Source organism: Streptomyces nojiriensis, assembly GCF_017639205.1.
Classification (GTDB): Bacteria; Actinomycetota; Actinomycetes; order Streptomycetales; family Streptomycetaceae; genus Streptomyces; species Streptomyces nojiriensis.
In genome coordinates this window covers 3,946,917-3,966,828 of record NZ_CP071139.1, presented here as the reverse complement: position 1 = coordinate 3,966,828, position 19,912 = coordinate 3,946,917, and the positions used below count along the sequence as shown (strand labels likewise).

At 72.9% G+C, this 19,912-nt stretch carries 13 protein-coding genes; 7 read left to right on the top strand and 6 right to left on the bottom strand.

Annotated features, from left to right (window positions below):
• Positions 1 to 58: 58 nt before the first annotated feature.
• The 3 genes from JYK04_RS18345 (at position 59) to JYK04_RS18335 (ending at position 4,587) form a co-directional block, all read left to right on the top strand.
• Entirely contained in the window at positions 59 to 1,054 is a 996-nt protein-coding gene (locus JYK04_RS18345; protein ID WP_189735488.1) for an SMI1/KNR4 family protein, read from the top strand.
• 7 nt (positions 1,055 to 1,061) lie between these two features.
• Complete coding sequence (locus JYK04_RS18340; RefSeq protein ID WP_189735489.1) at positions 1,062 to 3,575, top strand: SUKH-4 family immunity protein; 2,514 nt, start codon at positions 1,062 to 1,064, stop codon at positions 3,573 to 3,575.
• Between the two features lie 139 nt (positions 3,576 to 3,714).
• Positions 3,715 to 4,587, top strand: a complete 873-nt coding sequence (locus tag JYK04_RS18335; protein ID WP_189735491.1) for a cellulose-binding protein — start codon at positions 3,715 to 3,717, stop codon at positions 4,585 to 4,587.
• A 228-nt stretch (positions 4,588 to 4,815) separates the two neighbouring features.
• Here the strand turns inward: JYK04_RS18335 and JYK04_RS18330 are convergent, their stop codons facing one another.
• Together JYK04_RS18330 and JYK04_RS18325 are read right to left on the bottom strand one after the other, a co-directional pair.
• The gene (locus JYK04_RS18330) at positions 4,816 to 5,913 is read right to left on the bottom strand and encodes an alpha/beta fold hydrolase (protein WP_189735493.1); all 1,098 of its coding nucleotides are present in this window, start codon (positions 5,911 to 5,913) and stop codon (positions 4,816 to 4,818) included.
• A gap of 77 nt (positions 5,914 to 5,990) precedes the next feature.
• On the bottom strand, positions 5,991 to 6,866 hold the full coding sequence (locus JYK04_RS18325) for an alpha/beta fold hydrolase (protein WP_189735495.1): 876 nt from the start codon (positions 6,864 to 6,866) through the stop codon (positions 5,991 to 5,993).
• 81 nt (positions 6,867 to 6,947) lie between these two features.
• Here JYK04_RS18325 and JYK04_RS18320 point away from each other — a divergent pair, with 81 nt between their 5' ends.
• Positions 6,948 to 7,511 (top strand): CGNR zinc finger domain-containing protein, encoded by a 564-nt coding sequence (locus JYK04_RS18320; protein WP_189735497.1) that lies wholly within the window; start codon positions 6,948 to 6,950, stop codon positions 7,509 to 7,511.
• 17 nt (positions 7,512 to 7,528) lie between these two features.
• Here JYK04_RS18320 and JYK04_RS18315 read toward each other — a convergent pair whose 3' ends face one another.
• Both JYK04_RS18315 and JYK04_RS18310 read right to left on the bottom strand, forming a co-directional pair.
• Positions 7,529 to 8,404, bottom strand: a complete 876-nt coding sequence (locus tag JYK04_RS18315) for a hypothetical protein (RefSeq protein WP_229875103.1) — start codon at positions 8,402 to 8,404, stop codon at positions 7,529 to 7,531.
• Positions 8,405 to 8,485: 81 nt separating this feature from the next.
• A complete protein-coding gene (locus tag JYK04_RS18310; protein WP_229875104.1) occupies positions 8,486 to 10,099 on the bottom strand; it encodes an MFS transporter in 1,614 nt (537 codons plus the stop codon).
• Positions 10,100 to 10,485: 386 nt separating this feature from the next.
• Between JYK04_RS18310 and JYK04_RS18305 the strand changes: the two genes are divergently transcribed.
• Positions 10,486 to 11,262 carry an ABC transporter ATP-binding protein gene (locus tag JYK04_RS18305; RefSeq protein WP_373297390.1) on the top strand — a complete coding sequence of 259 codons (777 nt, stop codon included), beginning with the start codon at positions 10,486 to 10,488 and terminating at the stop codon, positions 11,260 to 11,262.
• Positions 11,259 to 13,844 carry an ABC transporter permease gene (locus JYK04_RS18300; RefSeq protein WP_189735501.1) on the top strand — a complete coding sequence of 862 codons (2,586 nt, stop codon included), beginning with the start codon at positions 11,259 to 11,261 and terminating at the stop codon, positions 13,842 to 13,844. The genes JYK04_RS18305 and JYK04_RS18300 overlap by 4 nt, the downstream gene beginning before the upstream one ends.
• Before the next feature lie 83 nt (positions 13,845 to 13,927).
• On the opposite strand, the gene JYK04_RS18295 is transcribed toward JYK04_RS18300, so the two are convergent.
• Positions 13,928 to 15,334, bottom strand: a complete 1,407-nt coding sequence (locus JYK04_RS18295; protein ID WP_373297391.1) for a DUF2079 domain-containing protein — start codon at positions 15,332 to 15,334, stop codon at positions 13,928 to 13,930.
• 232 nt (positions 15,335 to 15,566) lie between these two features.
• Between JYK04_RS18295 and mfd the strand changes: the two genes are divergently transcribed.
• Positions 15,567 to 19,100 carry a transcription-repair coupling factor gene (gene mfd, locus JYK04_RS18290; RefSeq protein ID WP_189735503.1) on the top strand — a complete coding sequence of 1,178 codons (3,534 nt, stop codon included), beginning with the start codon at positions 15,567 to 15,569 and terminating at the stop codon, positions 19,098 to 19,100.
• Positions 19,101 to 19,196: 96 nt separating this feature from the next.
• On the opposite strand, the gene JYK04_RS18285 is transcribed toward mfd, so the two are convergent.
• Entirely contained in the window at positions 19,197 to 19,910 is a 714-nt protein-coding gene (locus tag JYK04_RS18285; RefSeq protein WP_189735505.1) for a hypothetical protein, read from the bottom strand.
• Positions 19,911 to 19,912: the final 2 nt, after the last annotated feature.

The following is a 19,912-nucleotide window of genomic DNA, read 5'->3' as shown; positions in this document are numbered from 1 at the left end:
TCTTGCCCCAGCGCATAGGCTGTGGTGAACCAGCCAGATCCAGCAGGGGGCTACCGCCATGACGACAGGTCGGCTCGGGCAGCAGGCCGCGCCACCCAACGCCGCTTACTCGGGGCAGGTCGTGCATTTCCCGGACCCGGTCCGGGCCGCTCGGCATCCCCACGGGGTGCGGATGGACGGCAATGGGCATCCGGACTTCTCCGCGTACGCGCGCGCGGCCGTGGAGATCGCCGAACCGCCGGAGGGCTTCGGCGTGGACGAGCTGCGGCTCACGGACTACGTGTCCGCGAACGCCGCGATGAAGGCCGCCGGGCACGAGTTGTGGGACACGGTCGGGCCGGTGGCGACCCCGCACGGCTGGACCTGGCACCACGTGGCGGGTTCGCGGCGCATGGAGCTGGTCCCGGTCGAGGTGAAGGCGCTGCTGCGGCATCACGCGGGCCTGACGACGGCTCCGGTGGACCACGACAAGCGCGGGACGCGGCCGTTGCAGGAGGTGCGCCCGGCGCACCTGGGGCTGCCGAAGTCGGTGGTGTCGGTCTCCGAGGAGCAGGTGCAGGGCGTCGAGGAGGACCTCGGCTACCGGCTGCCGGAGCCGTACCGCTCGTTCCTGAAGGCCGCGGGCGGCTGCGCGCCGGTGGGCGCGGGCCTGGACGTGGACCTCGGTCTGCTGGTGGACCAGCCCTTCTTCACGGTGCGTGAGGAGGCGGCGGTCAACGACCTGGTGTACGTCAACAAGTGTCTGCGGGACCACCTGACGAAGGACTACCTGTGCGTGGCCTTCGTCCAGGGCGGGCTGCTCGCGCTGAAGGTCAAGGGTGAGGGCATCGGCTCGGTGTGGTTCTCCCCGTACGACGATGCCCGCGACCGGGACGGCTGGTCGGTCCAGGAGCGCGTGGAGCGGTTGTTGCTGCCGTGCGGTGCTGATTTCGACGCCTTCCTCGAGCGGCTGGCCGGCAACCCGCCGGAGCTGGAGACGGTGGCCGGTCTGATGGTGGACGGCGGATTCGCACGTTCGGTTCCGGTGTCGGGTTCGGCACCGGTGGAGGGGTGAGCGCGCGATGGTGACGTTTGCGCAGGCGCAGGAGCGCGCCGAGGAGTGGATCAACGGGGACGTGCCCGCGTACCAGCACCGGGAGGTGCGCGTACGGGAGTTCGGGCTCGGGTTCGTGGTGTGGGCGGAGGACCGCGCGGCCGGTCCGGTGTCCGGTGGTGGGCGGCAGCGGCTGGTCATCGCGCGGGACAGCGGGGAGGTGACGCTGTGGCCGGGTCTGCCGGTGGGTGAGGTGATCCGCCGGTACGAGGAGGAGTACGGGGCCGTGGCCGCGGCCGTTTCGGAGGCTTCGGTCCCGACGCCGCGGATCGACTCGGAGCAGACGTCGTTCATGCTCAGCCCGCCGGAGTGGCTGCAGGAGGCCGCGGACCGGGCGGGGATCGCGCCGAGGTCGACGCCCGCGCCGGCTCCGGCCGCGCCCGTCGACGTCGTGCCCGAGCCCGCACCCGCTCCTGCGGCGCCGACGCCTGTCGAGGCCGTGCCGCTGCGGCGCGGGGGTGAGATCCCGTACGAGCCCACGGCCAACGACGGGGTTCCGGCGACGGCCCCGGGCCCGGCTCCGGCTGCGGCCGCGGTGCCGATCGGTGCCACGCCCTGGGCGGGCACCGATGTGAACTCCGGTGCGGACGACGTGTCCGTACCGCTGCCCGCGACCGTGTTCGCGCCGCCGCTGTCCGGGTCGGACCTGGAGGACGCGCCGTCGTCCGGGGTGGCCCCGGAGGCGAAGACCACGCTGATGCCGGGCGGCAGCCAGCTGCCGAGGACCGCGGTCGTGCCCGCGCTGGGCTCGCCGGGCGATTCGGCGGGCGGCTCGCAGGGCGGCTCGCAGGGCGGTTCGGCGGCGAGCGACATCGCGGACGCCCCGACCAGCAAGGCCCAGATCTCCCGGCCGTCGACGCCGCCGGGTCCGCCCGGTGCGCCCGGTGGCGGGCTCGACCACGCCGCCACCATGCTGGCCGGCCCCGGTGTTCCGCAGCCGCCCGGTCCGCCCGGGGCGCCCGGTGCTCCGGGCGCGGGGCAGCCGCCGGCGCCTCCCGGTCCGCCCGGTGCTCCGGGTTCGCTGGGTCGTGGGCTCGACCATGCGGCGACGATGCTGGCGGGTCCGGCCGTCACCGGTCAGCCGCCGGCGCCGCCCGGTCCGCCGGGGGCTCCGGGTGCGGGTGCGCCCCAGCCGCCGGGCCCGCCCGGTCCGCCCGGCGCTCCGGGTTCGCTGGGTCGTGGGCTCGACCATGCGGCGACGATGCTGGCGGGTCCGGCCGTCACCGGTCAGCCGCCCGCGCCTCCCGGTCCGCCCGGTGCTCCCGGCGCTCCCGGTGGCGAGGCCCATCACGCCGCCACCATGCTCGCGGGTCCCGGCGTACCGCAGCCGCCCGGTCCGCCTGGTGCCCCCGGGGCGCCTGGCGCGCCCGGCGCTCCCGGTGGCGGGCTCGACCATGCCGCGACGATGCTGGCCGGCCCCGCCATGGTGCAGCAGCCCGGGCCCCCCGGCCCGCCGCCCGGTGGTCCGGGTGGTCCCGGTGGGCAGCCCCCGGTCCCGACCGGTGCGCCCACCGTCGGCCCCGGCTACCAGGCCGTGCTCCGCTACCGCGCGCCCGACGGCTCCGAGCAGCAGCTCATCCGCCGCTCGGCGCCCGGCACCCCGCACCCGGAATGGCAGATCCTCTACGAGCTGCGCGCCATGAACGTGCCGCCGCAGCAGGTGCTGGAGCTGCACACCGAGCTGGAGTCCTGTGAACTGCCCGGCGGTTACTGCGCCCGGATGATCCGGGAGACCTGGCCGCAGGTGCGGATCACGAGCGTGGCCCCGTACGGCAAGGACCACGCGGGCCGTCAGCAGGGCATGCGGCACCTGCTCACCCACCAGGGCGAGCTGCACCAGGTGGCGGACGGTCCGGCGCGCCCCGCGCCGGTACGGGCGCCGCTGCCGCAGGTCCCGCTGCAGCCGGCGATCCCGCTGGAGGCGATCGGGCAGGAGCTGGCGGCGGCGTTCGGTCCGCAGGGCGTGTTCCGCTTCGACCAGCGGGCGGTGTCCCGTCAGGGCGTGCCGGAGATCGTGGCGCAGACGCTGATGTGGTCGGGTCTGCCGGTCGATTTCGGGCCGTTCTTCTGGGCGCAGGCGGTGCCGGGTCAGCCGGTGCCGACGCTGGCCGAGCTGGCGCAGCAGCGGCAGGTGCAGCCGGCTTCGGACGCGGGTTCGTACCTGGTCATCGGCAGCGACTTCGGCAAGGCGCTGTGCGTCCAGTACGGCACCGCGCACATCGTGGCGGTGCCGGTGGAAGGCGGCCCGGGAGGTGCTCCCGTACCGCCGCAGTTCGTGAATTCGAGCCTGCCGCAGTTCGTGCGGTCCCTGGCGATGCTGGGTCACATGTGGCGGCTGCGCCAGCATCTGACGCCGGAGCAGGCGGGCCGCTGGACCGTCGATTTCCAGGCGAATCTGGCGGGGCTCGACAGCGCGGCGCTGTCCTCGCCGGAGAGCTGGTGGTCGGTGCTGCTGGAGCAGATGTGGGACGGACTGCTCTGATCGGCTGATCCACTGATCGTGTGATCGGCTGAATGGCCGGGTCGGGGCCTTCGAACAGGGTCTCGGCCCGGCCATTCCGGCTTCTGGGATCAAATGGCGCATCCTTGACGGGAATCCCCGCGAGAGAGGCGCATCCAGGATGAGTGCACCCATTGCGACCGTGCGCGGTCGTGGCTACCGCATGGAAGAGGTCGACCGGTATCTCGCCCGGCTCTCCGGGAGCCGGGACGAGGCCTGGGAGCGGGTGGCACGGCTGACGGTCCTGGCCAAGCAGATGGAGGCGGACGCGGCGCGGCTGCGGGAGGCGGTCGCCGCGCTGGCTCCGCAGACGTACGACGAGCTGAGCGAGCGGGCCCGCCGGATCCTGTTGCTGGCGGAGGAGGAGGCGGACGCCCTGCGGGCCGACGCGCGGGTGGACGCCTCGGCGACGCTGGGCGCGGCCGAGGCGCGCGCCGACCGGACGGCGGAGCTCGCGCGGGGCGACGCGGAGGCGGTGCGCGAGCAGACGGAGGTCCGGGCCCGGCAGGGGCTGCTGCGGGCGCAGCGCGAGGCGGACGACGTGCGGTCGGGGGCGCGGGAGGACGCGGCGGCGTGGCGGGCGCAGGCGACGGCCGCGCTGGCGGAGACGCGGCGGCGGGCGGAGTCGGAGCGGGCGGAGCGCGAGCAGGAGCAGGCGGAGCGCCGGGAGGCGGCGGAGCGGGAGCTGGCGGCGCGCGAGGCGGACCTGGAGGCGCGCCACGCGGAGCAGGAGCGGTACGCCGAGGCCCGGCTGGCGCAGGCGCGGCGCGAGTTCGCCGAGGCGGAGGAGTCGGCGCGGCACGGGCAGGAGGACGCGGAGGCGCGGGCGGCCGAGCTGGTCGCGCAGGCGCGGGTGGCGGAGGAGCGGATCGGGCGCGAGACGCGGGGGATCCTGCGGGAGCACGGGGAGGCGGCGGAGGAGATGCGGGCGCACATGAACCACGTGCGCTCCAGCCTGGCGGCACTGACGGGCCGCGCCCCGGCGGAGGGCTAGGCCGTCTCTTCCGGATGTTGCCGGGCCCGCGACGCCCGGCACCGCACCTGGCCGCGTTGTCGGGGCACCCGAGTACGTCCAGTACACGGCGTGCCCCTCCGCCTTGCCATGCGGCACCGGACGCCGCGGGCTCGGCCGACAAGATCCGGAAGAGACGGCCCAGGCCGTGTCCTGCCGGGGCGGGGGCGGCGCGCCGCCGCGTTTTCGTCCTGGCGGTCCGATGCGGGCTCAGGGCGTGGAGGTGGCCGTTCCCTGGCGGTCGGCGGTGGTGACCGCCGGACGGACATGGGTCAGGAGGAGGTCCAGGAAGCGGTCCGGGCGGCGGAGGGCGGCGAAGTGGGAGGCTCCCTCGATCAGTTCGAAGGCCTTCACCGGTGCCTCGACGGCGTCGAAGTACGCCTTGGCGCGCGCCGCCGGGGTGATCACGTCGAGCGCTCCCTGGAAGATGAAGAACGGCATCTCGAAGCGGGTCCCGTCGGCCAGGTCGTCGAACTCCGACACTCCCTCGGTGACGGATTCCGAGAAGCCCTGACCGCCGAAGTACGCCTTGATCCGGCCGAGGGTGTAGAGCGGTGACAGCCACAGCGACCCGAGGATCACCTTCTTGACCGTGTCCAGGGTCAGCGGGTCGCTGCCGGCGCACAGTTTGTCGTACGAGGACCGCTGCGCGGAGGTCCAGCGCCGGGGGTCGGACCCCATCGCCTCGATCGCCGCCACGTCCTTGGTCCGGCCCGCGGCCCGCAGCCGCTCCAGCGTGCCCTCGTAGGCGGAGGTGTCCCGGCCCGCCTCCTGGACGTTCTGGTCGGTGCCGACGTACGCGCAGTAGAGCTCGGGGTGGTTGCGGGCCAGCCGGAGGCCGAGGGTGGTGCCGAAGGAGCTCGGCATCAGCACCACCCGGTCCACGCGCATCCGGTCCAGGACGTACCGGGTGACCTCCAGGGCGTCCTGGTGGAGCCGGGCGAAGGTGACCGGTCCGCCCTGGTCCGCGGGGGCGTGGGCGAAGGTCAGCCCGGCGCCGCGCATGTCCCAGCGGACGAGGGTGAAGTGCTTCTCCCACTCCCGGGTGCGGGCTCCGTAGGGGGAGTTGGCCGCCCCGGGGCCGCCGTGGAGCTCCAGGAGTACGGGGTTGGTGCGGTCCTCGCCGCGGATCGAGATCCACTGGTCGATTCCGCCGATGCGGACGAAGCCCTGCTCGTCGATGCCGGCCGGCGCGTCGATCCGCATGAGCGCGGCGTTCGCCGAGCGCCGCACGGCGCGGTGGCCGAGCAGACCGGCGACGGGCGTGGCGAGTACGGCGGTGGTGGTGGCGAGGATGACACCGAACATTACTGTTTCCCCCAGACACTGTTTTGCTGACGAGGGGAAGACTACGCGATGTGGACGATCTGTGAACCCGTATCCCGTCAAGGGAGTTCGGCGAGGAACTCCTCGATCAGCGGGGCGATCTGCGGGAGGTGGGTCTCCAGGGCGAAGTGGCCCGCGCCTTCGAACACGTGGACCTCGGCCTGCGGGGCGTCGCGGAGGTAGGCCTTCGCGCCCGCCGGGGTGAAGAAGGGGTCGCCCGCGCCCCATACGACCAGCACCGGGATCCGGGCGGCGCGCAGCCAGGCCTGCCAGGCGGGGTAGTGGGTGAAGTTCGAGGCGTAGTCGAAGGCGAGGTCGGCCTGGGCGTCGGCGCGGCCCGGCCGGCCGAGGTGGTGCACGTCGAGGGTCCAGCCGTCGGGGGAGAGGAGGCCGGTGTCGGCGACGCCGGTCTCGTACTGGAAGCGGGTGCCCTCCAGGGTGAAGAGCCCCCGGACGCGCTCCTCGTTGCCGGGGACCTCGCGCCGGAGTCCGGCGAACTCGCGGGCCGCGTCCGAGAGGCCCTCCTCGTAGGCGTTGCCGTTCTGGACGATCAGGCCGGTCACCCGCTCCGGCCGGCGCGTGGCGAGCCGCAGTCCGACCGGGGCGCCGAAGTCGAAGACGTACAGGGCGAAGCGGTCCAGCCCGAGGGCGTCGGTGAAGCCCTCCACGATGTCGGCGAGCCGGTCGAAGGCGTACGTGAATCCGGCCGGGGCCTCGGTGTGGCCGAAGCCCGGGTAGTCGGGGGCGATCAGGCGGTACGGGGTGTCGCCGAGGGCGTCCATCAGGCGGGCGAACTGGTGCGAGGCGGTGGGGAAGCCGTGCAGGAGCAGCAGTACGGGGCCGTCGGCGGGGCCGCTCTCGCGGTAGGCGACGCGGACCCCGGCCACGTCGACGGTGCGGTGCCGGATGGTGGGAATGGTGCGGCGAGCGGTCATCACATGCCTCCTGCGTACTTGTTTCCATTAGTGTTGCCGGTGATCGTTAATGGGTCAAGGCGTTGCAGTAGCATTAGTCGGGTGACAGTGACCTTCCCGCTCACCGGTGAGCTCCTCGCGCTGGACCTCCTCAACACCGAGACCGCGGTGGGTGATCTCGTCGCCGACCCGGCGGGGCTCACGGCCTGGCTGGCCGCGCAGGCCGGGCGGCTGACCCCCGTCGGCACCGTCGGCGCGGGCGAGGTGGCCGCCGTGCGGGCCGTACGGGAGGCCGCGGGCCCGGCGCTCGACGCCGTGCGGCGCGGTGTGCGGCCCCCGGCCGGGGCGCTCGCCGCGCTGAACGAGGCCTTGGCCGCGGCGCCCTCGCACCGCGTGCTGGCCTGGACCGGGTCGGGCGGGATCACCGCCGGTGCGCACCGGCCGGCCGATCCGGCCCGGCGGCTCGCGGCGGAGCTGGCCGAGGCGGTCGCGGAGCTGCTGACGGACCCCCGGGTGACACAGGTGCGCGAGTGCGAGGCGCACGACTGCGTCCTGCTCTTCCTGCCGGCGCACCCCCGTCGCCGCTGGTGCGTGGCGTCGGTCTGCGGCAACCGGGCCCGGGTGGCCCGCTATTACGCCCGCCACAAGGGCGACACGCAGACCTAGGTCGGGTGTCGACCCGGTCAGCCGGCCGGCTGTGGCTGCTGCCCGGCCGGGACGGGCGGCTTCGCGGGGGGTTCGTAGCGGTACGGGTCGCTGCGCAGGCCGCGGGCCGTGACGACCACCGTGAACGGAGGCGTCCCCGGGGTCGGGAGGGTGGCGGTCAGGGCGCCCGTCAGGGGGTCGGCCTGGGCCGGGAGGGGGGTGCCGTCGACGGTGAGCAGGGTCGGCGGGCCCGCCGGGTCCGGGGTGAAGCCGCCGCCCTCGACCGTCAGGCGGCCGTCCTCCAGCACGACGTCCGTGATCACCGGGTTGGCGCGGACGGCCATCTTGTTGACCAGGTACGCGCCCGCCGGGGCGCCCGTCAGGGCCCACATCTCGGCGGGCAGGCGCGGCAGTCCGCCGCCCACGTCCGCGAGGAAGAACAGCACCACGTACAGCATGGTGACCGCGCTGAGGGCGACGTACTGGAGGTCCACGAGGTCGGTGCGCCCGCTGTCGTTCGCGATCAGCTCGCGCAGCGGCCGCCGGCCCGACACCGTCGGCCTCGCGGCGGGCTTGGCCATGCTGCCGTGCTCCACCCGCAGACCGACGACCGCCTTCGCGGCGATCAGCGCCACGTACGGGCCGCCGAGCAGCGGCAGGTACACCGTCGTCAGGGTGGACAGCGGGCCGTCGGCGCCGCGGAAGTACGCGATGCCGCCGCCCGCGGTGAGCCCGTAGCCGAGGATCGCCAGCAGCAGCCAGACCAGGATCACCGTCCAGGCGAGGGCGAGCGCCGTCGAGGTGGAGAGGCGGCCGTCGCGGCCGGTGATGAAGCCCGGGCTGCGCCCGAGCCGCAGGCAGATCGGGCCGGCCAGTGCGGCCAGTAACGCGAGTGCGCAGAGTGCGGATGCCATGTCGTCGTCCCCCCGGAAACGGTCCTCGCACGAGGGTCACCCAATGGCCCGGCCATGACAAGGCGACTTTCCGCGGACCGTCTACTCCTTCTGCGCCTCGCGCAGTTCCGGCAGGACGGGGAACCGGCGCGGCGCCACCAGCAGCAGGACCAGCAGCGCGGCCACGGCGGCCGCCGTCGCGCCGAGGAAGATGTGCTCCACGGCGGCGGCCACGGCCTCGCGCAGGTAGCCGGCGGCGGCAGCGGGCAGCAGCGCCGGCCGCTCCAGCGCCTTCGCCACGTCGTCCAGGTGCTCCGGGAGGCCGGGTACGGGGGCGTCCGCCAGGCGTGCGGCGATGGTGGCGTTGGCGACGGCGGCGAGCAGGGCGGCGCCCACGCTCTGGCCGACCTGTCGGCAGAACAGCACCGAGGCCGTCGTCGTCCCGCGCTCGGCCCAGCCCACGGTGGACTGGACCCCGACGATCAGCGGGAGCTGGAAGAGGCCGAGGGCGCCGCCGAGCAGCAGCATGATCAGCGCGGGCTGCCAGGGCCGGGCGGGGTAGGGCAGCAGCGTGAAGGAGAACAGGATCACCGCGGCGAGCGCGATCCCGACGGCCGCGGTGTTGCGGAAGCCGATGCGCCGGTAGACGTGCTGGCTGCAGGCGGCGGTGACGGGCCAGCTCAGGGTCATCACCGACATGACCAGGCCGGCGCCGACGGGGCCGAGGCCCAGCACGGACTGCGCGTAGGTCGGCATGAACACCATGGGGGCGACCATCAGCAGGCCGAGTGCCCCCATGGCCAGGTTGACGGCGGCGATGGTGCGCCGGCGCCACACCCAGCCGGGCAGGATCGGCTCCGGAGCCCGGCGTTCCACCCGGACCACGACGGCGGCCAGCAGCGCGCTCGCGCCCAGCAGCCCGAGCGAGGGCGCGGACAGCCAGGGCCAGGCGACCCCGCCCTGGACCAGCGCGAAGAGCAGCAGTCCGCCGCAGGCGAAGACGGCGAGCGCGCCCGCCCAGTCGACCGGTCCCCGGCGCCCGGGCGACCGGACGGGCTCGGTCAGGTGACGGGCGATCATCCACAGGGCGAGCCCGGCCAGCGGAAGGTTGATCAGGAAGATCCAGCGCCAGTGCGCGTACGAGGCGAGCAGCCCGCCGAGCGCCGGGCCGGCCACGGCCGAGGTGGCCCACACGCTGGACATCCGGGCCTGGATCCGCGGCCGGTCCCTGAGCGGGTAGAGGTCGGCGGCCAGGGTCTGGATCGTGCCCTGGAGGGCGCCGCCGCCCAGGCCCTGGACGATGCGGAAGGCGATGAGGGCGGCCATGTTCCAGGCGGACGCGCACAGCAGCGAACCGACGAGGAAGAGGCCGATGCCGAAGAGCAGGACGGGCTTGCGGCCGAAGGTGTCGGACAGCTTCCCGTAGACGGGCAGGGTGACGGTCACCGCGAGCAGGTAGCCGGAGAAGAGCCAGGAGAAGACGGAGAATCCGCCGAGTTCGCCCACGATCTGCGGGACGGCGGTGGCCACGATGGTGCTGTCCAGGGCGACGAGGGCCATGCCGAGCATCAGCGAGGCGACCACCGGGGCCGGCGGCCTGGCGGCCGGCCCGGCCGCAGGCGCGTTCTTGGCCGGAACGCCGGCCCCGGGGGTATCGGCAGCGGGCCCGGAGGGTATGCCGTCCGGGCCCGCGCCCGTGCTCTCCGCCGATGCCACCGAGATTCCTTCCCCCTGCACGTAACTGCGGGGAACACCATCTCACCGCCGCGTGCGGGGCGGTATCCCCCAGAGTCGGTGCGCCGAAGGGTGCGGATCCCCTAGGGGTCCCTCCGCACAACGGGCCAGGGGCCGTTCCTCCCGGCGGAGGAGGTGAGCCGCCCCGGCGTCTTCTTGACTGGAACCTACGCACCACAGGCCGGGGGGTGGGGTTAACCCCCGGGCGGATACGGCGATGGGCACCAGCGCGCCGCGCCTCCGCCCGGCGGAGACTTCATGACGGCGACGAGCGCACGGCCGCAACGGCCGCAACGGCCGTACAGCGGCGCACCGACGCAGACGCAGACGCACGCATTCGAAGAGGGAGAAAGACCGTGACAACGGCTATGACCGAAACCAGGCACGGGGGTACTGGAGGGCATGCAGCCGTCGCGGCCCGGGCGCGAAAGGTCGTCAAGGCCTACGGCTCCGGGGAGACGCGCGTCGTCGCCCTCGACGACGTGGACGTGGACATCATGGGCGGCCAGTTCACCGCGATCATGGGTCCCTCCGGCTCCGGCAAGTCCACGCTGATGCACTGCCTCGCCGGTCTCGACACGGTGACCAGCGGCCAGATCCACCTGGACGACACCGAGATCACCGGGCTGAAGGACAAGAAGCTCACGCAGCTGCGCCGCGACCGGATCGGCTTCATCTTCCAGGCCTTCAACCTGCTGCCCACGCTCAACGCCCTGGAGAACATCACGCTCCCCATGGACATCGCGGGCCGCAAGCCCGACGCGGAGTGGCTGAACCGGGTCGTGGAGACGGTGGGCCTCGCCGGCAGGCTCAAGCACCGCCCGACCGAGCTCTCCGGCGGCCAGCAGCAGCGGGTGGCGGTCGCCCGCGCCCTCGCCGCGCGCCCGCAGATCATCTTCGGCGACGAGCCGACCGGAAACCTGGACTCCAGGGCGGGCGCCGAGGTCCTCGGCTTCCTGCGCCGCTCGGTCGACGAGCTCGGCCAGACGATTGTCATGGTCACGCACGACCCGGTGGCCGCCTCCTACGCGGACCGCGTCATCTTCCTGGCCGACGGCCGGATCGTCGACGAGATGTACGGTCCGACCGCCGACCAGGTCCTGGACCGCATGAAGGACTTCGACGCGCGCGGGCGGACCTCATGAGCAACACCGTCCTGAAGACCTCGCGGCGCAACTTCGTCGCCCACAAGGGGCGGATGGCGCTCTCCGCCGTCGCGGTCATGCTCTCCGTCGCCTTCGTCTGCGGCACCCTGGTGTTCACCGACACCATGAACACCACCTTCGACAAGCTGTTCGCCGTCACCAACTCCGATGTGACCGTCAGCCCGAAGGAGGCCAAGGCGGGGGAGGAGACCCCGGAACGCGGCCGCCCCGAGATCCTGGCCGGCTCGGCCGTCGAGCAAGTGCGCAAGGCCGAGGGCGTCAAGAGCGCCGAGGGCGGCGTCGTGTCGATGTCCGTCACGGTCGTCAACGCCAAGAACGAGAACATGGGCTCGACCACCGGCGCCCCGACCATCGCGGGCAACTGGAACGACAACGAGCTCAAGTCCATGAAGATCACCTCGGGCAACGCTCCGCGCGGCCCGACCGAGGTGATGGTCGACGCCGACACCGCCGAGAAGCACCACCTCAAGCTCGGTGACGAACTGCGCACGATCACCATCACCGGCGACATCCGCGCGAAGATCAGCGGGATCGCCACCTTCACCGTGACCAACCCGGGCGCGGCGATCGTCTACTTCGACACCGCCACCTCGCAGCAGGCGCTGCTCGGCTCCCCCGGCTCCTTCACGCACGTCAACGTCACCGCCAAGGACGGGGTGAGCGACGAGCAGCTCAAGCGGAACATCGCCACCGCCGTCGGCGCGGACACGTACAAGCTGCAGACGGCCAAGGAAGCCGCGGACGCCAACCGCAAGGACGTCGGCTCCTTCCTGAACGTCATGAAGTACGTGATGCTCGGCTTCGCCGGGATCGCCTTCCTCGTCGGCATCTTCCTCATCTTCAACACCTTCTCGATGCTGGTGGCCCAGCGCACCCGTGAGATCGGCCTGATGCGCGCCATCGGCGCCGACAGCGGGCAGATCCTGAAGTCCGTGGTCTTCGAGGCCTTCCTCCTCGGGATCGTCGGCTCGCTCCTGGGTATCGGCGCCGGCATCGGCCTCGCCGTCGGCCTGATGCAGCTCATGGGCTCCATGGGCATGCACCTGTCCACCGACGACCTGACGATCGCCTGGACCACCCCGGTCATCGGCCTCTACCTCGGCATCAAGGTCACCGTCGTCTCGGCCTTCATCCCGGCCCGCCGGGCCGGCAAGGTCTCCCCGATGGCCGCGCTGCGCGAGTCCGGCACCCCGGGCGACAAGAAGGCCGGCGTCGTCCGCGCCGTCCTCGGCCTGGTCCTCACCGGCATCGGCGGCGCCGGGCTCTACCTCGCCACCGCCGCCGAGAAGGCCGGACCCGGCTCGCTCTGGCTGGGCCTGGGCGTCGTCTTCAGCCTCATCGGCTTCATCGTGATCGGCCCGCTGCTCGCCGCGGGCGTGGTGCGGGTGCTCTCCGGCGTGGTGCTGCGGCCCTTCGGGTCCGTGGGCCGGCTCGCCGAGCGCAACGCCCTGCGCAACCCGCGCCGCACCGGTGCCACCGCCGCCGCGCTGATGATCGGCCTCGCGCTGGTCGCCTGCCTGTCGGTGGTCGGCTCCTCGATGGTGGCCTCCGCGACCGAGGAGCTCGACAAGTCGGTCGGCGCGGACTACATCGTCAACTCCGAGACCGGCCAGCCCGTACTGCCGCAGGCCGAGCAGGCCCTGCGCGCCACCAAGGGCCTCGACCACGTCACCGCCTACCGCGAGGTGGCGGCCAAGGTCACCGCCCCCGACGGCACCACCGAGGAGGACGGGCTCGGCGCCACCGACCCGACGTACGCCAAGGACATCCGGCGCAAGATGGTCGCCGGCGAGCACGCCGCGGCGTACGGGGCGAACGCGATGTCGGTCGGTTCCGCATACGCCACGAAGCACGGCGTCAAGGCCGGCGACGAGCTGACGGTCGCCTTCACCGGCGGCAGCACGGTCAAGCTGAAGGTCGCCGCGATCACCAGCGACGAGGGCAACCTCGACAAGGGCATGAAGTACATCAGCACCGAGACGGCCCGGGCGAACATTCCGGCCGACAAGCTGCCGCTCCCCTTCATGCTGCTGGCCAGCGCGCAGGACGGTAAGTCCGACGCCGGCGCGTACGAGTCGGTCAAGGCGGCGATGGCCGAGTACCCGCAGTACAAGGTGCGCAACCAGACCGACTACAAGCAGGCCCTGAAGGACCAGGTCGGCCAGCTGCTGAACATGGTCTACGGCCTCCTCGGCCTCGCGATCGTCGTCGCGGTCCTGGGCGTCGTGAACACCCTGGCCCTCTCGGTGGTCGAGCGGACCCGCGAGATCGGCCTGATGCGCGCCATCGGCCTCTCCCGCCGCCAGCTGCGCCGCATGATCCGCCTGGAGTCGGTGGTCATCGCCCTCTTCGGCGCCGTGCTCGGCCTCGGGCTCGGCATGGGCTGGGGGATCGGCGCGCAGCAGCTGCTGGCTCTCGAGGGCCTGAAGGTGCTGGAGATCCCGTGGCCGACGATCCTCGGGGTGTTCGCCGCGTCGGCCTTCGTGGGCTTGTTCGCCGCACTGGTCCCGGCCTTCCGGGCAGGGCGGATGAACGTACTGAACGCGATCGCGAGCGAGTAACCGGCTCGCGTTCGTTCGGGGGAATGCCGGTCCGGGACCTCAGGGTCCCGGACCGGCGTCGTTCCCGGGGGCGGCTGCCCCGGTCACTCCCGCTGCATCAGGACGATGCCGCCGGCCTCGCCCACCAGGGCGAACCGCTCGCCGGGGTGGAGCTGGCGGGCGTAGCCGGTCGGGTCCTCGCCGGCCCACTTGGAGGAGTTGTCGATGGTGATCCAGTCGGGGACCACGCCCTTGCTGCCGCCGATCCACAGCACGCGGCAGCGGGAGGTCAGCCGGGTCAGCGGGGTGGTGTCGGCCTCCACGGTCGCCCCGTCGGGGATCCGGGCGAGGAGCCGCTCGATCGCCGTGACCCGCTCGGGCTTCTGGTACGTACGGGCCTCCGCGAGCTTGGCCGTCGGCATGGCGGTCGCGCTCAGGGCGAGGGCGGCGGCCAGCACGGCGGTCGGCAGCTGCAGGGCGTACGCGCGCAGCCGGGGCCGCCCGCTCCGCCGGACGGTGTCGACGGCGTCGACCAGGGCGAGGGCCACGACGGGCATGAGGACGGCGCTGTAGTGCCAGTCGGTGGACCAGTAGTGGTCGTCTCCGGACAGGAACCGCCAGCCGAGGGTGGGCGCGGCCACCAGGAGCAGCGGCGAGCGCAGCGCGAGCAGCCCGGAGGTGGGGACGAGCACCCATGCCAGGGTGGTGAGCTTGGTGCCGATCCCGCCGAGCGGACCCGCCCCGTCGATCTTGTCCCAGTAGCCGTATCCCGCGGTGGCGAAGGCCGGTATGACGACGGTGAACACCAGGACGGCGAAGACGCAGGCCGCGGCGGCGACGCAGAGCGCGGTCACGGCGATCCGCCGGTTGCCGTCGCGGGCCCGCCAGGCGACCACCACGGCCAGCGCGGCGAGCGTGAAGCCGAGGTCCTCCTTGACCAGGACCAGCGGCAGCCCCCACAGCAGGGCGGCCCGCCACCGCCGGGCGAGGACCGCCTCCAGGGCGAAGGCCAGCAGGGGCACGGCGAAGGCGATCTCGTGGAAGTCGAACTCCACGGCCCGCTGGATGCCCCAGGACAGCCCGTACGCGATGCCGACCGCGAGCCCGCGGGCCCGGCCGAGGAACCGTACGGCCGCCCGGGTGACGGGCACGGCGGACAGCGCGAACAGCGCCGACTGCACGACCAGCAGGGTGAGGGGACCGGGGAAGACCCGGTAGAAGGGGGCGACGAGCGCGATGATCGGACTGAAGTGGTCCCCGAGGATGTTGGCCCCCGGCCCCTTCAGGTCGGCGACGGGCTCCTGGAGGTGCGCGTACGCGCGGATCGCCTGTTCGAAGATCCCCAGGTCCCAGGAGGCCCAGTCCATCCGCCGGAACCGGCCGACGGACAGGATGAGGTAGACGGCGAACAGCCCGGCGGCCACCAGCCAGGGCGGTGCCCACGCGTACCGGTCCGGCTTCGAGGATGCCGGTACCACCGGCGCCGGGCGGGCTATTGCATCGCTCGTCACGGACTCGTGCTCCTCCGGAGGCAGTGTCTCCCCGGCGGAAGACGACACGGCGAGCTCGGACAGTCAGAACAGGAACATCGTAAAGCGGCGCGAGGGGCGTCGTCGTAGGGTGGGAACCCCCGGCCCGTGCGACGTGTCGGGCCCTTCGCGTTGCCCTCGCACCCGCACCGCACCCGCACTGCACCACCGCACCGCACACCTTCAGACCCTCACCGGACGGAAAGCCTCTTTCATGAGCCTGCACGGACTGCTCGACGCCGTCACCCGTGATGCCGCCCTCGCCGAGGCGGTCACCGCGGCCGGGGACGGCAAGCGCATGCACGTGGACCTGGTCGGCCCCGCCGCCGCGCGGCCCTTCGCGATCGCCGCGCTGGCCCGCCAGACCGGGCGGACCGTGCTGGCGGTCACCGCCACCGGGCGCGAGGCCGAGGACCTGGCCGCCGCGCTCCGCTCGCTGCTGCCCCCCGACGAGGTCGTGGACTACCCGTCCTGGGAGACGCTCCCGCACGAGCGGCTCAGCCCGCGCAGCGACACCATGGGCCGCCGGCTCGCCGTCCTGCGCCGCCTCGTGCACCCGAGCAAGGACGACCCGGCCGCGGGTCCCGTGAGCGTGCTCGTCGCGCCCATCCGGTCCGTGCTCCAGCCGCAGGTCAAGGGGCTGGGGGAGCTGGTACCGGTCAGCCTGCGCCAGGGCGGCGGCGCCGACCTCGGCGAGATCACCGAGGCACTGGCCGCCGCCGCGTACGCGCGGGTCGAGCTCGTCGAGAAGCGCGGGGAGTTCGCCGTGCGCGGCGGCATCCTGGACGTGTTCCCGCCCACCGAGGAACACCCGCTGCGCATCGAGTTCTGGGGCGACGAGGTCGAGGAGATCCGCTACTTCAAGGTCGCCGACCAGCGCTCCCTGGAGATCGCCGAGCACGGGCTGTGGGCCCCGCCCTGCCGCGAGCTGCTGCTGACCGACGCGGTACGGGAGCGGGCCGCGGCCCTCGCCGAGGCCCACCCCGAGCTCGGCGAGCTGCTGCACAAGATCGCCGAGGGGATCGCCGTGGAGGGCATGGAGTCCCTCGCCCCGGTCCTCGTCGACGAGATGGAACTGCTGATCGACGTGCTGCCCGCCGGGTCGATGGCCGTGGTCTGCGACCCGGAGCGGGTCCGGACCCGGGCCGCCGACCTGGTGGCGACGAGCCAGGAGTTCCTGATGGCCTCCTGGGCGGCCACCGCGGGCGGCGGCGAGGCCCCCATCGACGTCGGTGCGGCCTCGCTCCGCGGGATCGCCGACGTCCGCGACCGGGCCCGCGAGCTGGACATGATGTGGTGGTCGGTGTCCCCCTTCGCCGCCGACGAGAGCGCCGGCGGCGGCGACACCCTCAAGCTCGGCATGCACGCCCCGGAGGCCTACCGCGGCGACACCGCCCGGGCGCTGGCCGACACCAAGGGCTGGATCGCCGACGGCTGGCACACCGTCTACCTCACCGAGGGCCACGGCCCGGCCGCCCGTACCGTCGAGGTGCTCGGCGGCGAGGGCATCGCGGCCCGGCTGGAGCCGGAACTGCGCGCCCTGGAGCCGAGCCTGGTCCACGTCGCCTGCGGCTCGATCGACAACGGCTTCGTCGACCCGGTGCTGCGCCTGGCCGTCCTCACCGAGACCGACCTGACCGGCCAGCGCACCGCCACCAAGGACCTCGGCCGGATGCCGACCCGGCGCCGCAAGACCATCGACCCGCTGACCCTGGAGGCCGGCGACTACATCGTCCACGAGCAGCACGGCGTGGGCCGCTACGTCGAGATGGTCCAGCGCACGGTGCAGGGCGCCACCCGCGAGTACCTGCTGGTGGAGTACGCGCCGGCCAAGCGCGGGCAGCCCGGCGACCGGCTCTACATCCCCACCGACCAGCTGGAGCAGGTCACCAAGTACGTCGGCGGCGAGGCCCCGACCCTGCACCGGCTCGGCGGCGCCGACTGGACCAAGACCAAGGCGCGCGCGAAGAAGGCGGTCAAGGAGATCGCCGCCGACCTCATCAAGCTCTACAGCGCGCGCATGGCGGCCCCCGGCCACACCTTCGGGCCGGACACCCCCTGGCAGCGCGAGCTGGAGGACGCCTTCCCGTACGCGGAGACGCCCGACCAGCTCACCACCATCGCCGAGGTCAAGGAGGACATGGAGAAGTCGGTCCCGATGGACCGGCTGATCTGCGGCGACGTCGGCTACGGCAAGACCGAGATCGCCGTCAGAGCCGCATTCAAGGCGGTCCAGGACGGCAAGCAGGTCGCCGTCCTCGTCCCGACGACCCTGCTCGTGCAGCAGCACTTCGGCACCTTCTCCGAGCGCTACAGCCAGTTCCCCGTCAAGGTGAAGGCGCTCTCGCGCTTCCAGAGCGAGAGCGAGTCCAAGGCCACCCTGGAAGGCCTCCACGAGGGCTCGGTGGACGTGGTCATCGGCACCCACCGGCTGTTCTCGCAGGAGACGAGGTTCAAGGACCTCGGCCTGGTCATCGTCGACGAGGAGCAGCGCTTCGGCGTGGAGCACAAGGAGCAGCTGAAGAAGCTCCGCGCCAACGTGGACGTGCTCACCATGTCCGCGACCCCGATCCCGCGCACCCTGGAGATGGCGGTGACCGGCATCCGCGAGATGTCGACGATCACCACCCCGCCGGAGGAGCGGCACCCGGTCCTGACCTTCGTCGGCCCGTACGAGGAGAAGCAGATCGGCGCGGCCATCCGCCGCGAGCTGCTGCGCGAGGGCCAGTGCTTCTACATCCACAACCGGGTCGAGTCCATCGACCGGGCGGCCGCCAAGCTGCGCGAGATCGTGCCCGAGGCGCGGATCGCGACGGCCCACGGCCAGATGTCGGAGCAGGCCCTGGAGCAGGTTGTCGTCGACTTCTGGGAGAAGAAGTTCGACGTGCTCGTCTCGACCACGATCGTCGAGTCGGGCATCGACATCTCCAACGCCAACACCCTGATCGTGGAGCGCGGCGACAACTTCGGCCTGAGCCAGCTGCACCAGCTGCGCGGCCGCGTCGGGCGCGGCCGCGAGCGCGGTTACGCGTACTTCCTGTACCCGCCGGAGAAGCCGCTGACCGAGACCGCGCACGAGCGGCTCGCGACGATCGCCCAGCACACCGAGATGGGCGCGGGCATGTACGTGGCGATGAAGGACCTGGAGATCCGCGGCGCGGGCAATCTGCTCGGCGGCGAGCAGTCCGGTCATATCGCGGGCGTCGGCTTCGACCTCTACATCCGCATGGTCGGCGAGGCCGTGGCCGACTACCGGGCCGCGGTCGAGGGCCAGGTGGAGGAGGAGCCGCCGCTGGAGGTCAAGATCGAGCTGCCGGTCGACGCGCACGTCCCGCACGACTACGCGCCGGGCGAGCGGCTGCGCCTGCAGGCGTACCGGTCCATCGCCTCGGCCAACTCCGAGGCGGACATCAAGGCCGTACGGGAGGAGCTCACCGACCGCTACGGCAAGCTGCCGGAGCCGGTGGAGAACCTGCTGCTGGTGGCCGGGCTGCGGATGCTGGCCCGGGCCTGCGGGGTCGGCGACATCACCCTCCAGGGCAACAACATCCGCTTCGGGCCGGTCGAGTTGCGCGAGTCGCAGGAGCTGCGGCTCAAGCGGCTCTATCCGGGAACGGTGCTCAAGCCCGCCACCTCGCAGGTGCTGGTCCCGCGCCCGAAGGCGGGCAAGATCGGCGGGAAGCCGGTGGTCGGCCGGGAGCTGCTGGCCTGGACGGGGGAGTTCCTCACCACCATCCTCGGCTCGTAGGGGCCGTGGCGCCCGCAGCGGGTGCGCCGACGACGGGAACGGCCGTGGCCGGGGACCTCACAGGTCCCCGGCCACGGCCGTTCCCGCGTGCGCGGCTCAGCCCAGCTTGTCCGCGTCTATGACGTCCTCGCCGGCCGGCGCCTCGGCCTGGACCGGCTTGTCGAAGCCCGAGAAGGAGACCTCGGCCGGCTCCTTGCCGGTGACGCTCGCCTTGAGCAGGTACGGGGTGCCCTCGGTCGCGACCAGCAGGGTCTCGGTGCCTTCGTCGGCCTTCGTGGTCAGGGTGAGGGCCTTCTGGCCGCCCACCGAGGTGACCTTGCCCTTCTGCGCGCCCTTGCTGTCGTCGAACTCCTTGAGCAGCTCGTCCAGGTCGCACAGGGAGGCGAGCTCCTTGGCGTCGGCGTCCGAGGCCTTCGACTTCAGCCAGTGGCCCGCCAGCTGCTTGACCGCCTCGTCCGCCTCCGCCTTGGGCAGGTCCTTCATCTGCGAGCGGTAGAAGGGCTCGTCCGCCTTGATGAACACGGACGAGGCGTTGCGGATCAGCTCGAAGGAGCCCTCCGGCCCGGCGATCGTGCCCCGGCATTCGCCGCTCTTGCTGACGGCCATGTTCAGGTCCATCGGCTTGCCCGCGTCCCAGACCTTGCCGCTGACGGTGAGCGAGGCGGCGCCGCGCAGGGCGTCCACGGACTTGTCCGCGACCTCGGAGCCGGTCAGGTCCGCGAACGGGCCGGAGGCGAAGCATCCGGTGAGGCCGAGGGCGGCGGCGCAGGCGAGGGCGGCGGTGGCGGTGAATCGGCGAGCGGTGCGCATGG